The following is a 15,276-nucleotide window of genomic DNA, read 5'->3' as shown; positions in this document are numbered from 1 at the left end:
CTCAGTACCTTGTGGGGCAGACTCACCAACATCTTTTACCCCCTCAACTGAATTCTCCAGCTGTTTCTCCTCACCCTTTTGTTCCGCAAGAGATTGATCTTCTTCGCGTCCTGATTCCACGGCTGGGGTTGCTGGTTCAGAATCTTTGGTCTCAGCAGTTTCTTTAGATGGTGGCTTAGACTCAGTACCTTGTTGGACATGAGTTTGATTCTCCTCGCCCCCTGATTCCACGGCTGGGATTGCTGGTTCAGAATCTTTGGTCTCAGCAGTTTCTTTAGATGGTTGATTAGACTCAGTACCTTGTGGGGCATGAGTTTGATTTTCCTCACCCCCTGATTCCACGGCTGGGATTGCTGGTTCTGGTTGCTTCGGCTCGGCTTTGGGTTTGTCAGGTGTTTGTTTCTCTCCTGGTGTTGCTTCTGTACCCGGCGTTTCTTCTGCTCCTGGTCTTGATTGTCCTATTCCATCAGCTGGTTTTGTCTCTGTTTCATTCTCTACTATTGGAGTTTTTTCAGGTTGAACTGGTCTACTTTCCTCTAGATCTGGAGTTACAGGTTGTGTTGGTTTTGGTGCAACTTCTTCCTTAGTCCCAACTACAATCACCTTGTCCACCGGATCTTTTGTGATTATATTTTCTATAACTTTGCTAGATTTTTCCCCATTAACGATAGTGACTTCCGTATAGATGGTGCGTTCACCAACAACACCTTCTTGAACAACTTTAGTTTGCCCTTTAGCTAAGGTTGCATCTTCTTGTTCTATCGTTTGGAAAACAACCTCCTCTGTAGTGATTAGCAATTCTGGTTTCTCTACTGTGGCATTTAACACACCTTCCTCAGGACTTGTTTTATAATCACTATTATCTTCTGCTTTCGGTTGTTCTACTTTGGGATTTCCTGCAACTTCTTCCTTAGGCCCTATAGGCACAATTTCATCAGGAGCTTCAACAATTTTCTCAACTGCGTAGGATGGTTGAGGAGATTGCACAAGGTCTTCAGTCGAGCTAAAATGAGATGCAGTCTGTGGTACAATCTTCTTAGATTGAGGTTCTGAACTTTCCTCCTTTTGAGATAATGCTGGCGACTCTACCTTATCAACAGAAAGTTCCTTACTAGCACTATCTCTTACCAAATAATATCCCGTAAATTCGTATCCTTGGACTCTTTCAGGACTTGGTAGAAACTGACCTTCTACTCTCTTAACAAGGGCTGGTTGCAATTCTACCAAATTTTCTAAAGCAGAGATGGATGCTACCCAGCCACCAACAGCAAAGACTGTCACAAGGAAGTAAGACGCTCCCCTTTTTCTCTTGATTAAAGTGAAGGAAAGCAATAATAATCCTGCTCCCAAGATAAACATCCCATCATTAGAAAAAAGACCTGTTTCTGGTAATCTTGTAGCCAATTTTCGATAGATAAAGTAGTATTCTTTTCCCTCTTTTACCTCAATTTTATTTTCTTCAAACCATTGCAACTCAGATTTCAGCTTTTCAGGTAAATCCTGCTCATCCAAATAATGACTTGAAATTAGTGTTGAACTCGTTGCGGTAGCCTGTACAGGTTGAGCACCCATACCAGCAAAAAATAAACTCGTTCCTAGCAAGACCGAGCAAGCTCCTATTGCATATTTCCTCAAAGAAAAACGCTGCTTTCTCTCAAATTGAAATTCTTCCATCCCATCTCCCATCATTCATTATTACTGTATATTTAGTATATCAGAAATAGTCTATATTCACAAATCTTTCTAGTTATTCCCTTATCATTCCAAGTTAAGGGCAACAACATACAATAATTTTTATTTAATACTCTTCGAAAATCTCTTCAAACCACGTCAGCGTCGCCTTGCCGTAGGTATGGTTNNCAAAACTGTGTTTTGAGCTGACTTCGTCAGTTCTATCTGCAACCTCAAAGCAGTGCTTTGAGCAACCTGCGGCTAGCTTCCTAGTTTGCTCTTTGATTTTCATTGAGTATAAATGTATATCAATATTTTTTGTTTTTCTTAATAAACGCAATGCAAAAAGAGCCTGTTGCCAAGCTCTTTAGTCTATTATTTCTTCTCAGCGCGAAGAGCTGACAAGATTTGTGTACGGATATCATCCACACCATTTGGAGTATTTGGTAAAAAGATGGTTTGATTTCCTTTAGAGGCAAAGGTGTTCAAGGTATCCAAATACTGGTTGGTCAAAAGGATGGACATGATTTGTTCTTCTGTCATGCCAACATTGGCTTCCTTGAGTTCGGTGATAGATTCTGCCAATCCATCCACAATCGCCTTACGTTGTTGGGCAATCCCCACACCATGAAGGCGGTCTTTTTCTGCTTCGGCTTCAGCTGCAGTGACAATTTTAATCTTATCGGCTTCTGCCAATTCTTGCGCTGCGACCCGTTTGCGTTGCGCCGCATTGATTTCATTCATGGATTGCTTAACTTCTGCATCTGGCTCCACCTTAGTAATCAAGGTTTTCACGATAATGTAGCCGTAAGTGGTCATTTCTTCTGCTACTTGGTGTTGAACTTCAAGGGCAATCTCATCTTTTTTCTCAAACAATTCGTCCAAGGTTAATTTGGGAACAGAAGAGCGAAGAGCATCTTCGATATAAGATTTAATCTGAGATTCTGGACGCATGAGTTTATAGTAGGCATCTGTCACGCTCTGCTCATTGACACGGTACTGAGTCGCTACATTCATCATCACGAACACATTGTCCTTGGTCTTGGTCTCAACCACAATATCACTTTGCAGCAAGCGCAACTGAATGCGTGCTGCAATCGAGTCAATCCCAAAAGGCAAGCGAATATGAATACCGCTGTTGGAAACCTTTTGGTATTTCCCAAAGCGTTCAATAATCGCCACCGACTGCTGACGAACCACATAAACTGTACTCAGTGTGACTATCACCAATAGGAGCACACAAACAATCAGAAAAATCATGAAAAATATTGCCATAATGGAACCTCCACAAGTATTTTTCTAGTATTATATCACATTTAAAGAAGGCTGTGCCGTTTTTACTGCGATTTTTCCTGAAATGTCAATAATTAGAGGTGAAACTGCATTTCAAGTTAGTAATCTCTTTTTTTCACTGCATTAACTTCTATAGAATCTTCATCCATAGTCAGAGAATGACTTGCCTTAACTTTTCTCTCGTGCTATACTATTTATGAAATTAATGAATAGGAGATATTTCATGAAATCAGCAAAAACTACTGTTACAATCCTTTCTGCACTTGCATCTGTCGTCTTATTATCTAGTTGTGCAACAAAGTCTACAGAAACACAGACAAGCAATAAGAGCTCATCTGATAATCAGATTACAATGACATATGACCAACTACGGTCAAGAGAAAATACTATGTCAACCCTTTGGTATCAAAAATCAGCTGAAACCAAAGCCTTGTATCTACAAGGTTATAATGTTGCCACAGATCGTCTAAAGGAATTACTGAAAACAGAATCAGACAAGCCTTATTCAATCATTTTGGACTTAGATGAAACAGTCTTAGATAATAGTCCTTATCAAGTTCAAAATATCAAAGACGGAACAGCATTCACACCTGAAAATTGGGATATTTGGGTTCAAAAAGCTGCAGCAAAAGCCGTCCCAGGAGCCAAGACGTTTCTTCAATTTGCCAATCAAAACGGCATCCAAATTTACTATATTTCTGACCGCTCAGTTAATCAAATAGATGCTACGATTAAAAATCTAGAAAACGAAGGAATCCCTGTACAAGGGCGTGATCACCTCATGCTCTTAGAAAGTGGTGTAAAATCCAAAGAAGGGCGTCGCCAAGCAGTTCAAGAGAAAACTAATCTAGTATTACTATTTGGTGATAACCTCGTAGACTTTGCAGATTTTTCGAAGATTTCTGAATCTGACCGTGATAAACAACTTGAAGAATTGCAAAAAGAATTCGGTGAAAAATTCATCATCTTCCCAAATCCAATGTACGGATCATGGGAAACAGCTGTCTACGCTGGCAATAAATTGGATGCTAAAGGTCAAGTGGAAGAACGCCAAAAGGCTTTGCAAGGTTTTAATAAATAAAACAAATAAGCTGATTCTATATAAACTAAGGTTAACTTACAATCTTCAAAAAGTGGATAGGAAGGAATTCTGATAATCAGAAAACTTTCCTATCCACTTTTTTAATTGATATAACATCAAGCTTTTATACATCTGATACTATACGTTTTTCTGATTTTAAAGACTTTGTCGCCTAGACCCTATATTTCAAGCATTAAGTGACCTTGATGATATAAATTTATTGTGGTATACTATTTTTGTCATCGGTTACCGATTACGTTCCTATGGGTTCGTGAGAGGAGGTGAAACTAATGAGCCTTATCATAGAGCTCGCTCTTACTATTATAGCGGATGTTATAGCTGGAATTATCTTGTATTTCGTCTGCAGATGGCTAGATAGTAAGGAGTAGACCGAGTGACTAGCCTATAAACACCCGTTAAATCGCTAAGATACGTCAAAAAAGCCCTTAACTACGGCAATAGTTAGGGGCTTTGGTGTTCTAATGAACCTTATCAATTAACTATATTCTAGCATATAATCTACAATAGTTCAAGCATTAAGTGACCTTGATGATCTAAATTTAGTGTGGTATAATACTTTTGTCATCGGTTACCGATTACGTTCCTATGGGTTCGTGAGAGGAGGTGAAACTAATGAGCCTTATCCCAGAGCTCGCTCTTACTATTATAGCAGACGTCATAGCTGGAATCATCTTGTATTTCGTTTGCAAATGGCTAGATGGTAAGAAGTAGACCGACTGACTAGCCTATCAACACCCGTTAAATCGCTAAGATACGTCAAAAAAGCCCTTAACTATGGCACTAGTTAGGGGATTTGGTGTTCTAATGAACCTTATCCATTAACTACATTCTAGCATATAAGCCCAGATATTTCAAGAGTTTTATTTATTATTTAAAGTTCCTTAGTTCTGAAAGGTATTTGATTTTTCATCAATTCATTTAAAAATACTATACAAATTTCTTTACATTTTCCATAAGTGTGATATAATGAACTCAATAAGATAACTTGTGAAGGATAAACGCTGGGTCCCAGAATGGGGTAGACTGAAAGGTTGAGCATTCCTATGTGCCTGGGGTTATCTTTTTATTTTGATTTTTTAAGGCTCTCTACAAAGTTTAGAGGGTCTTTTTCTATTTCTGTAATGATAAAGTCAACAAATTGCTGTGAATAGGTATAGTGCTCAGACTTACCTATTTTATGGTAATATGCAAATTTCTCGTCAGTTTTTATTGAATAGAAATCAATGATTAAGGTTAGAACATATTGATTGAAACCAGATTTATAATTTAATTTGATATTCTTCTTGTTTAATCGATCATTTACAACTGAGATGATATTCCCGTATGAATATTTGTGAGTCTCTGATGGATCTTTTAAATCTTTTACTATTGCTACTTGAGAGGGAGATTGATTTGCAATTGAGACAACGAAGTCAGCTTCAGACTTTTTCTTTGTGATGTATAGGTTTTGTTTTACACCGATTGCAAATTTATCTGAATTATACTCAGAAACAAGAACATCTATAGCATTTGCTTGCTGAATAAACTTTTCTGCAATTTCCGCTGGGTATTTTAGTCTGATTTGTTCATTTGTCAGAGGCTCATAACTTGCTGATATAGTTAGGAAATTTTGTGCAATGGTCTCAGTGATGTCTCTACCATGAAATCTCTGAAGTTCATTGACATAGTTAAGTACACACGCTTGAAATAGTGGAGCGTACTTTAGTTCGTAATCCTCTGTAATATAATGTGTGCTGATATTTCTAAGCTCAATAATACGCTCCAGATTTAGTCGAATTCGTGTACTATCATCGGAATAAATTTTCTTGATAACATTTTCAAGGCTGAGAGTTCTATCTGGATTATCCTTAAAATAGATTGATAGATTTCTATTTAGCATTTCAGACTTCAACATCAACTCCCAAGCATTACATATGAAAAAACTGAATCCTTCAATACGATATTTGATTGTAGGCTTGTTGTAAATTTCCAGCCCCATAATAAAGGCCTCAACACTTTTATCAACAAGTCGTTGACTTAAATTTTTCATATTTTTCTTCCCTCCAATCTAACTATTAAGCAATCTTTTTAATAAAAACAGTTGCTTTTTATTTTTTTCTTATTCATTTGTCAAATTTGCCGTTTTTTACAGTTTAGTTTATAAAGTCGGATTTCCCTTCCTCCATAATTTTCTTTTATAAAACATCAAGCCCTTAACTGACATCTGATTACTAAACAGGTAACTTACGAAAAATACGCAGACATATCAGAATTACAAGAGAATTTCTAATATCACTATATCGCTTCTTTTATTAAAGACTAACTTTTTTGTTAAAATGTTTATACTCAACAAAAATCAAAGAGCAAATTAGAAAACTAGGATTATATATTCCTGTAGAATATACCAAAACACCCCTTAACTATCGCACTAGTTAAGGGATTTGGTGTTCTAATGAACCTTGCCTATCGATTTTATTCTAACATACAGGTCCAGATATTTCAAGAGTTTTATTTATTATTTAAAGTTCCTTAGTTCTGAAAGGTATTTGATTTTTCATCAATTCATTTAAAAATACTATACAAATTTCTTACATTTTCCATAAGTGTGATATAATGGACTCAATAAGATAACTTGTGAAGGATAAACGCTGGGTCCCAGAATGGGGTAGACTGAAAGGTTGAGCATTCCTATGTGCTGGGGGGTATCTTTTTATTTTGATTTTTTAAGGCTCTCTACAAAGTTTAGAGGGTCTTTTTCTATTCCTGTAGAATATACCAAAACACCCCTTAACTATGGCAGTAGTTAGGGGCTTTGGTGTTCTAATGAACCTTATCCGATAAAATTATTCTAACATACAGATCCAGATATTTCAAGAGTTTTATTTATTTTTTAAAGTTCTGGAAAGGTCTATAATGAAGTTAGCCATCTAGTATCAAAAAACCAACTAGCTCCTATGAACTAGTCGGTTTCTAATCAATGTGCCAACATTTCTTGGGCGATTTCTTGTCCAGATAGGTTATCTGGGTAGTAGGTTGGCCAGTTATCCATTTCTTCAAAGAGGGCTTCTTGGCTGGTGCCTCCAAAGAAGATATGGAAATGTTCTGCCTTAACTGGGGCGATATTGTGGTCACTAAACTGAACATACTTGAACTGTCCAGCGTCCGCATCTGTCGCTTCAAAGAGGAAGCGCACACCACGATTACCTTTCTTGTAAGTTAAGATTTTCTTTCCAACATACTTATAAGTATATTTCTTACTTTGTCCACCTTGAACAAATTCCATAGTGTTATCAGTAATATTAATCTTAGTCACATCTGTCTGATAGCCTTTTGTATAGTAGGCCTTGTACTCAGCCTGAGTCATCTTACCAGTCAACTTAGCCTTGTAGTCAAAGACTTGATCAAAAGTTCCATCTTCAAGGAAAGGATAAACTGATTGCCAGTTACCTGCATAGTCACTCAAGGTGCGGTCCTTGACGTCTGCATCCTCAAAGTAACCATTTTGAACTGTCTTGGTATCCTCTGCCTTTTCAGGCTCGATTGCTGGACCTTCTTGGTCCGTTGTTTGTTTCAAAGCCTTGAGGTTTTTCTCCATGATAGAGATGTAATTTTCTCCCGCCTTGGTGTCCTCTTCTGTCAGACTTTCTAAAGGATTAAGGACATCTGTTTTGACACCTGCCTCTTTTGAAAGTGTGTTAGCAAGGGCTTGTGAGGCATTTTCTTCAAAGTAGATATAGGCGATTTTATTTTTCTTGACGTACTCTGTCAATTCTGCCAGACGTGCAGCTGATGGCTCTGCATCTGGTGAGAGACCTGAGATTGATACTTGCTTGAGACCGTAGTCCAAGGCAAGGTAGTTAAAAGCTGCGTGCTGAGTCACAAAGCTCTTTTGTTTGGCTTGAGACAAGCCTTCTGCATAAGCCTTATCCAATGTTTGCAATTTTTCGATATAGGCAGATGCGTTCTTTTCAAAGGTCTCTTTTTTATCAGGATAATCTGCCGATAAGCTGTCACGGATGTGCTCTACTAGTTTAATGGCACGAACTGGTGATAACCAAACATGGGGGTCAAACTCATGGTGATGGCCTTCTTCTCCATGGTCATGGTCTCCCTCTTCTTCCTCACCACCTGGCAAGAGCAACATATCGCCTGTCGCCTTGATGGTTTTCACTTTTTTCTTATCCAAAGTATCTAGCAATTTAGGAACCCAAGTTTCCATGTTTTCATTTTCATAAACGAAGGTATCTGCATCTTGGATTTTGGCAACTGCCTTGGCAGACGGTTCGTATTCATGGGGTTCTGTACCAGCACCGATGAGGAGTTCTACATTAGCAGTATCTCCTGCGACTTGCTTGGTAAATTCATAGACAGGGTAAAAGGTTGTCACGATATTGAGTTTGCCATCTGCCTGTTTTTGATTGGAACAAGCCACTAAAAACAAGGCACATAAACTGGCTAGCAATAAGCTAATTTTTTTCATCTTAGTCTCCTATTTGATAAAACGTCTTACTAAACTAATTAGTAAGAAAACAGTTACAAAAATAATGGTAATACTTGCACTTGCAGGTGTTTCTGCATAGTAGGAAATGTAAAGTCCTGCTACCATTCCCAAAAATCCAATAGCACTGGCTAACAGCATAACCGATTTAAAGTTTTTCCCCAGACGCAGGGCAATACTAGCTGGCAAGACCATAATGGTCGATACCAGAAGAGCTCCTGCTGCAGGAATCATAAGAGCAATGGCCACCCCTGTCACCATGTTAAAAAGAATAGACATGGTACGAACTGGCAAGCCATCCACAAAGGCCGTATCCTCATCAAAGGTCAGGATATACATAGGACGAAGGAAGAGGAAGGTCAAAATCAAAACAACCGCCGCAATGACAAAGAGGGAAACGACCTGCTCTTCGCTGATAGTCACAATCGAACCAAAAAGATACTGGTCCAAACTCATAGAACTCGAGCTTTTCCCCTTGCTCATGACAATCAGAGAAACAGCCAGACCCGTTGACATGAGGATTGCTGTCCCGATTTCCATAAAACTCTTGTAAACCGTACGGAGATACTCCAGAAAGACCGCCGCAATCAAGACAATAGCAATAGTTGAAATAGTCGGAGAAATCCCTAGGACCAGACCAAAAGCTACACCCGAAAGCGAGACGTGGCTGAGGGTATCACTCATCAAACTCTGACGGCGCAAGATAAGAAAGGTTCCTAATACTGGCGAGAAGAGACTCATGGCAATAACCGCCAGAAAGGCACGCTGCATAAAGTCATAAGATAATAAACTAAGCATGACCCACCTCCTGATCATTCTCATGAACGTTGAAACAACGCCATGGCGAGTCTTGGTTACGGACTAGATGAATATTGCGGTCCGCATAGTCCTTAACTTCTTCAGGATCATGGGTAATCATCAAAACAGCCTTGCCATGATGATGGGCGCTGTGGTGCATGAGTTCGTAAAATTCATTTTTACTTCCTGCATCCATCCCCGTTGTCGGCTCATCTAGGATAAACACATCTGGGTCAGAAGCAAACATACGCGCAATCACCGCTCGCTGCTTTTGTCCTCCAGATAGAGACCCCAAGCGTTTGTCTCGGTGTTCCCACATACCAACTGAGTCCAAACTAGCCTTGATATGCTCCTCATCATGAGCATTCAAACGACGGAACCAACCCTTTCGTGGATAGCGACCCGACTTGACAAACTCATAAACTGTACTTGGAAAACCAGCATTAAAACTGGCAATCTGTTGAGGAAGGTAAGCTATTCTCAATTTCTTACCCTGCGTATTTGTCTTTGAAATAGTTACCTTACCAATGCGTGGTTGGAGAATTCCAAGACTGGCCTTGATGAGTGTCGTCTTAGCCGCTCCATTCTCCCCCGTCAAGGTAACAAATTCCCCACTATCAACACTATAATTGATATGTTCAAGAACAGGCTCCTTATCATAATAGAAGGATAAATCCTCTACCGTAATATATCTCATTATTTGATTTCTCCTACTAAAGCAGTCAAAAACCGCTGGATCACTTTTTGTTCATTTGGAGTAAACTGAGTCGCCACTTGTTCATAGGTTAAAAGTGTATGCTCATGGTGATGGTGGTGCTCCTCAGCAATTGGACGAGCCAAATCAGTCAACTGATAAAAAATCACACGCGCATCCTTAGGATCTTTAGATGTTTCCAACATGCTTTCCTTGACCAAAGATTTAATGGCCTTGGTAACTGCCGCCTGACTGACATTGAGGCGACGAGCTAATTCTGAATTTGTTAAAGATTCCTCTGACAAAAGCATGAGAATATGCTCCTGGGTATTGGTCAGAGCCACCTCGCTAGTGCAATGACCTATTAGAATTTCATGCTGATTTTCTGCCTGCAAAATCACCTCATTCAAAAAAGCATCGATATCCTTCGCTAGCTGTCTCATATCTGACTCCTTTCCTTTTGGATTTCTCCATTTTTAAGAGAAAAATACTATTCTGTAGAATTTTATTTACCAGTTAATTATATCACAAGCAAAAAAAGAGTCAAGAAAAAACGTAAAAATCGGCTTCATTCTTGAACTCTTCTATATTATTTATTGAAATTCTTTGACATCTCCATCATAAGTCGCCCAATCTTTGCTGAAAAAGCGCTCATTCAGATGGTAAGTCGGAGCTGGTGTGGGATTGGATAGGAAAGGATCAACTGCCTTGTCAAAAGCCAACCAACCCAACCAACCAAGGTGAATGGTGTCCTTCATAAAGAAAGGCTCCCCACCATCCTTAGAAAAATCTGCTATATTGGTAAAACCTTGACTCTCTAACTGGTAGCGAATCTTCTGCACCGTTTGTTGGTACATATCCTCTCGTAGACCAGCATAGTCCATCCATTTTTTATTAACAGGTGGAATGATAAAAATCGGGTTTACTTTAGATTTAGAAAACTGTGTTAAAACCAACTGCAGGTCATTATACTCTGGCGACTTGAGATAGGTGAAGTTTTTCTGAGAATCCTTTAATTTCTTCAAATCCTTCTTGATCTGCTTATTATAGAAATAATTTTCCATTCCCAGATCATTATTAGAAGTATTTTTTTCTGCATCTGCTTTAACGACATCTTCTATGGCTTGATAAGAAAACTGGTCTGGCAAGGTCTTTAAATACTTAACTACATGTTTATCATAATTGACATAGCCTCTAACGGAAAACTGACCAAAAAAGGAAGCTTGTCGTTCATTAAACCGAGCCAATAATTCAATCATGTCATTGTCTGCCGTCGACAATTCTTCCTTACTTGCCAACTTCTGAACCAGATCCTTCATAGCTACGTTAGGAAACTGCTGTAGTAAGCGAGTCGCTGCATATTGACTCGCCTGATCTCCAGATTGATGTTCCAGAAAACTGGTCAACTGGTCTCCATTAAAATACTGCTGAAAGGCTGCTGGCTCATAGCCATTTTTACTGAACCACTGAGGTGAGATAACATACACAACTTGTTTATTCTCCAGCTGTGGCAACATCTGTTGCATTCCAAAATACTGATTAAGCGATGCAGCTCCCCTCTGTCCTAAAAGATAAGGACGGTAGGAGCGATTGTATTTCTCAGCTAATACCGCAGGATGAGCACCATCAAAACGAAGCCATTCACTAGAGCCAAAGAAGGGAACAAAACGCATATTTGGATCAGATAGTGCTCTGACTTTTTGACTTCGCTCCTTAAAACTATCGATAGTAGTAGCCACCGCTGAACGCTTTTCAGCTCCTAGATTATGACGCATCTCAGTAGGATAAAAGAAAATGAGCAGAAAAACCAACAAACCAGCTATCAAGACCGGTCCGAAGATCATCCATAAGCGTTTAAGCATTTTGTAGCTCCACAATACCAGCTATGATTTTATTAGCTGTATTCCAGTCATCGCGACCAAACTCTGTCACAGGGACACGAATATCAAAACGGTTCTCAATCTCCACAATCAACTCAACCGTTCCCATACTATCCAAGACACCTGCATCAAAAAGATCTTCATCCATCATGTCAGAAACATCTTCCATAAACAACTCATCAATAATTTCGATAACTTCTGATTTGATATCCATATTTTATTTCCTTTTATTTTTTAAACCATAGGTCATTCAAAAATCCAGAAAAGATTAAGAATGACAGCATGACGACATGGAAGGTGACAACCATGCCAAGCAACTGAATCCAGCGATTATCAGGTAGAGCAGCTTTCCCTGCTTTTTTCCGTTCCTTATTGAGCGTCTTTTTCTTACGAATCCAAGCGTCATTGATGACCAAGCCTAATCCATGAAAGAGTCCATAGGCGATGTAGTACCAAGTCACTCCATGCCAAAATCCCATGATTAGCATATTGACAACGTAGGCTACACTTGAGGTTACATTGCGATTTTTAAAGACCTTCTTTCTGGTCAATACCATGACCATTCGCATAAAGACAAAGTCACGGAACCAGAAAGACAGACTCATATGCCAGCGATTCCAAAACTCCTTCAAATCCCTTGATAAAAAGGGCTTGTTAAAGTTGATAGGGCTACGGATTCCCATTAAATTTGAGATGGCTAAGGCAAACATAGAATAACCTGCAAAGTCAAAGAAAAGTTCCAGACCAAAGGTATACATAACTGCCAAGGCATAGAGGTTAAAGAAGCCACCTGACTGCAAGGCTAAATTCTTCAAAGGAGGCAACAAGGTCTCTCCTAAAACATGAGCTAGGATAAACTTATACAAAAATCCCCACATGATATAGCGAACAGATTCATCCAGCATATCCATCAACTCATCTCGCTCAGGAATGGTCTGATAATTTTCATTAAACCGCTTAAAGCGATCGATTGGGCCACTTGAAAAAGTCGGCATGAAGAGAAGGAAACGGAGGAATTCCCAGAGGGTAAAATCCTTAATCACTCCATCTCTCAGCTCGATGATAATCCCAACCGAACGAAAGGTCAGGTAAGAAATTCCCAAAAATCCAAGCAAAGACTGCGTTCCATTGATAGCTGGTTGCACCTTGACAAAGATAATCGGAAGGAGGGACAGAAAACTAACTAAGTAGAAGACCCACTGGCCATCCTTACTTTTTCGATAATGCTTGTAGAAGAGTACGAGCAATATTTCCCAGCACAGATAAATACCCAAGGCAGCTAGTTGATTGGTCTTCCCACCTACCAACATGGTGACGATAAAGAAGAGGCTAACCAGCACTTCATACCAGGCAAAGCGTTTCTTGAAAAAGAGACCGATAAAGATGGGCAAGGTTGCAGCAATCACATAGACAAAATACTGAGGATTTCCGTATGGCTCTAAATGAGGAAGCTGTTGAAAGAACTCCATCATCTCTTATTCACCTCGTTAATCAATCCTTTGATGTCAATTTTTCCATTTGGAGTCAGTGGCAAACTGTCTCGATAAAGGAATTTAGACGGCATCATGTAGGACATCATAATATCTGTCAAGTCTTCCTTAATTGCCTTGGTAATATCGATATCACGCTCAAACTGCTCACGAACACCATCTTTTAAGATGACATAGGCCAATAGATTTTGCACCTTGTGGTCTTTATTATAACGTGGCACAGCTACAGCAGACTCAATATAGCGAGACTTATTAAGATTTTGAGAGACATCTTCTAGCTCAATGCGGTAACCGTTGAACTTAATCTGGAAGTCCATGCGTCCACCGTAGAGAAGCAAGCCCTCATCTGTCATGGTTCCCACATCACCTGTGTGATAGGCTGGCAGTCCTTCAAATTCAAAGAAGGCTTCCCCTGTTTTTTCAGGATTGTTCATATAACCTTTTGAAACAGCTGGTCCAGAAACAATGATTTCTCCCTGTTGACCATTTGGCAATTTATTGCCGTCCTCGTCAATGATAAAGGTTGGAGAATCAGCCTTGGTATAGCCGATTGGTAGGCGTTTGAGAGTCGCCAACATCTCGTCTGTCACAGCAACAGCTGACAATGCTACTGTCGCTTCTGTTGGGCCGTAGGCATTGATAATACGGGCATTTGGGAATCGCTCACGCAGTTTTTGCGCTGTTTTGACCGTCAATTCTTCACCATCAAAGTAGAAATGCGTGATGCCAGGCATTTTCTCACTATTAAAGTCTTCTGATAACATGGCCATATCCGCAAAGGATGGTGTTGAAGTCCAGATAGCGATTGGCAATGAAAAGATAGCCGCAAAAAGTTGCTTAAAGTCCTGAGTAATGGCTGAAGGGAGGGCAAAAAGTGTACCACCCAGTGCCAAGGTCGGTGCCCAGTACATGACAGACAGATCAAAAGAATAAGGTGGCTGGGCCAGCATTTGCGGACGACTTGGCGTCGCAAATTCCTTATCTGTAATCATCCAGTTGGTAAAGCTGAGGAGGTTATCATGGGAAATCTGCACTCCCTTAGGCTTACCAGTCGTACCAGAAGTAAAGATAATGTAGTAGTTATCATCGCCCTTGACTGGATGCGTGATTTCATAGTTATTCCCTTGAGCAAAGGCCTCTTGAACCTGAGCTAGAGTCATCATTGGTGTAGAAACCTGCTTCAAGGGAAAGTCTGAGATGGCAATAATCAAGCTTGGCTCTGCTATTTCTAAAATAGCCGAAACTCGCTCCAAGGCCGAATGGCTATCAATTGGAATGTAGGCATGACCTGACTTAGTCAGCGCTACAAAGGTTGCCAACATTTCATATTCTTGGCCACCAAAAACAACCACAGGAGACTTCTCAGGCAAGCCTAGTTGGTCAATGACTGCAGCCAAACTATCCGAATCAGCCTTTAAATCGCCATAAGTGTGTTCCTGCCCCAAAACATTATAGACAGGATAGCTAGGCTGTGTCTGAGCAAAATGCTCAATGGTTTCAATCATATCTACTATTGGTTTATTTGACACAATAGGAATTCTCCTTCAAGTTAAAATTCATTATAGATAAAGCTTCCTTGACCCTGACCAAGATAGCTAAAGAAGTAAAGCAGCCCTAGAAAGATAAGAAAATACAAGGCTGTCCGACCAAGAAAAAGGTACAATTCTTTTCTCTGTTTCATCAAGAAAAACCATTCATTTCTGTAATTTTTCGCTAAAATAAGAGTGATTCTTACTATAGTATTTTTCTACTATTGTACCACTTTATAGACTAGTTTTTCAATTGTTTACCGTACATTTTCACTAGATTTCAGCTTATTTTAAGGATTATGCGCTTTTTCTATGTATATTTTATACTGGACTAAAATCAAA

Annotated in this window: 13 protein-coding genes; 1 reads left to right on the top strand and 12 read right to left on the bottom strand. The window is 39.5% G+C overall.

Going from position 1 to position 15,276, the window contains the following annotated elements:
- Positions 1-1,674 (bottom strand): G5 domain-containing protein (locus tag HT729_RS08810; RefSeq protein ID WP_240164434.1); only part of this gene is annotated, 1,674 nt, incomplete at its 3' end.
- 372 nt (positions 1,675-2,046) lie between these two features.
- Complete coding sequence (locus HT729_RS08800) at positions 2,047-2,946, bottom strand: SPFH domain-containing protein (RefSeq protein ID WP_000963957.1); 900 nt, start codon at positions 2,944-2,946, stop codon at positions 2,047-2,049.
- Positions 2,947-3,187: 241 nt separating this feature from the next.
- Between HT729_RS08800 and HT729_RS08795 the strand changes: the two genes are divergently transcribed.
- Entirely contained in the window at positions 3,188-4,045 is an 858-nt protein-coding gene (locus HT729_RS08795; protein ID WP_000833516.1) for a 5'-nucleotidase, lipoprotein e(P4) family, read from the top strand.
- A 1,084-nt stretch (positions 4,046-5,129) separates the two neighbouring features.
- On the opposite strand, the gene HT729_RS08790 is transcribed toward HT729_RS08795, so the two are convergent.
- The 10 genes from HT729_RS08790 to HT729_RS08740 form a co-directional block, all read right to left on the bottom strand.
- Entirely contained in the window at positions 5,130-6,095 is a 966-nt protein-coding gene (locus tag HT729_RS08790; protein ID WP_000793784.1) for a DUF3644 domain-containing protein, read from the bottom strand.
- Between the two features lie 924 nt (positions 6,096-7,019).
- A complete protein-coding gene (gene adcA, locus HT729_RS08785) occupies positions 7,020-8,525 on the bottom strand; it encodes a zinc ABC transporter substrate-binding lipoprotein AdcA (protein ID WP_000724077.1) in 1,506 nt (501 codons plus the stop codon).
- Between the two features lie 9 nt (positions 8,526-8,534).
- Positions 8,535-9,341: a metal ABC transporter permease gene (locus tag HT729_RS08780; protein WP_000950032.1), complete on the bottom strand. Its 807-nt coding sequence runs from the start codon at positions 9,339-9,341 to the stop codon at positions 8,535-8,537.
- Complete coding sequence (locus tag HT729_RS08775) at positions 9,334-10,038, bottom strand: metal ABC transporter ATP-binding protein (RefSeq protein ID WP_001269496.1); 705 nt, start codon at positions 10,036-10,038, stop codon at positions 9,334-9,336. Before HT729_RS08775 ends, HT729_RS08780 begins: the two co-directional genes overlap by 8 nt.
- A complete protein-coding gene (gene adcR / locus HT729_RS08770; protein ID WP_001249310.1) occupies positions 10,038-10,478 on the bottom strand; it encodes a zinc-dependent transcriptional regulator AdcR in 441 nt (146 codons plus the stop codon). Before adcR ends, HT729_RS08775 begins: the two co-directional genes overlap by 1 nt.
- A 150-nt stretch (positions 10,479-10,628) precedes the next feature.
- Complete coding sequence (gene dltD / locus HT729_RS08760) at positions 10,629-11,897, bottom strand: D-alanyl-lipoteichoic acid biosynthesis protein DltD (protein WP_000919877.1); 1,269 nt, start codon at positions 11,895-11,897, stop codon at positions 10,629-10,631.
- Positions 11,890-12,129, bottom strand: coding sequence for a D-alanine--poly(phosphoribitol) ligase subunit DltC (dltC, locus tag HT729_RS08755; RefSeq protein ID WP_000351967.1), 240 nt, complete (start codon positions 12,127-12,129; stop codon positions 11,890-11,892). The genes dltD and dltC overlap by 8 nt, the downstream gene beginning before the upstream one ends.
- Before the next feature lie 13 nt (positions 12,130-12,142).
- Complete coding sequence (dltB, locus tag HT729_RS08750) at positions 12,143-13,387, bottom strand: D-alanyl-lipoteichoic acid biosynthesis protein DltB (RefSeq protein WP_050090180.1); 1,245 nt, start codon at positions 13,385-13,387, stop codon at positions 12,143-12,145.
- Positions 13,384-14,934: a D-alanine--poly(phosphoribitol) ligase subunit DltA gene (dltA, locus tag HT729_RS08745; protein WP_023934254.1), complete on the bottom strand. Its 1,551-nt coding sequence runs from the start codon at positions 14,932-14,934 to the stop codon at positions 13,384-13,386. Before dltA ends, dltB begins: the two co-directional genes overlap by 4 nt.
- A 20-nt stretch (positions 14,935-14,954) precedes the next feature.
- Positions 14,955-15,086, bottom strand: a complete 132-nt coding sequence (locus tag HT729_RS08740) for a teichoic acid D-Ala incorporation-associated protein DltX (protein ID WP_000813667.1) — start codon at positions 15,084-15,086, stop codon at positions 14,955-14,957.
- Positions 15,087-15,276 lie beyond the last annotated feature (190 nt).

The organism is Streptococcus sp. 79 (assembly GCF_013277425.1).
Lineage (GTDB): Bacteria > Bacillota > Bacilli > Lactobacillales > Streptococcaceae > Streptococcus > Streptococcus pseudopneumoniae.
Note: the sequence above shows the minus strand (reverse complement) of the source record. Positions and strands in the feature narration are given on the sequence as shown.

Excerpts from the sequence above, each read along its gene's own strand:
- HT729_RS08790 (WP_000793784.1), bottom strand. The coding sequence starts at position 6,095 with ATGAAAAATTTAAGTCAACGACTTGTTGATAAAAGTGTTGAGGCCTTT.
- dltD (WP_000919877.1), bottom strand. The coding sequence starts at position 11,897 with ATGCTTAAACGCTTATGGATGATCTTCGGACCGGTCTTGATAGCTGGT.
- HT729_RS08775 (WP_001269496.1), bottom strand. The coding sequence starts at position 10,038 with ATGAGATATATTACGGTAGAGGATTTATCCTTCTATTATGATAAGGAG.
- dltC (WP_000351967.1), bottom strand. The coding sequence starts at position 12,129 with ATGGATATCAAATCAGAAGTTATCGAAATTATTGATGAGTTGTTTATG.
- HT729_RS08795 (WP_000833516.1), top strand. The coding sequence starts at position 3,188 with ATGAAATCAGCAAAAACTACTGTTACAATCCTTTCTGCACTTGCATCT.
- HT729_RS08740 (WP_000813667.1), bottom strand. The coding sequence starts at position 15,086 with ATGAAACAGAGAAAAGAATTGTACCTTTTTCTTGGTCGGACAGCCTTG.
- adcA (WP_000724077.1), bottom strand. The coding sequence starts at position 8,525 with ATGAAAAAAATTAGCTTATTGCTAGCCAGTTTATGTGCCTTGTTTTTA.
- HT729_RS08800 (WP_000963957.1), bottom strand. The coding sequence starts at position 2,946 with ATGGCAATATTTTTCATGATTTTTCTGATTGTTTGTGTGCTCCTATTG.
- adcR (WP_001249310.1), bottom strand. The coding sequence starts at position 10,478 with ATGAGACAGCTAGCGAAGGATATCGATGCTTTTTTGAATGAGGTGATT.
- dltB (WP_050090180.1), bottom strand. The coding sequence starts at position 13,387 with ATGATGGAGTTCTTTCAACAGCTTCCTCATTTAGAGCCATACGGAAAT.
- HT729_RS08780 (WP_000950032.1), bottom strand. The coding sequence starts at position 9,341 with ATGCTTAGTTTATTATCTTATGACTTTATGCAGCGTGCCTTTCTGGCG.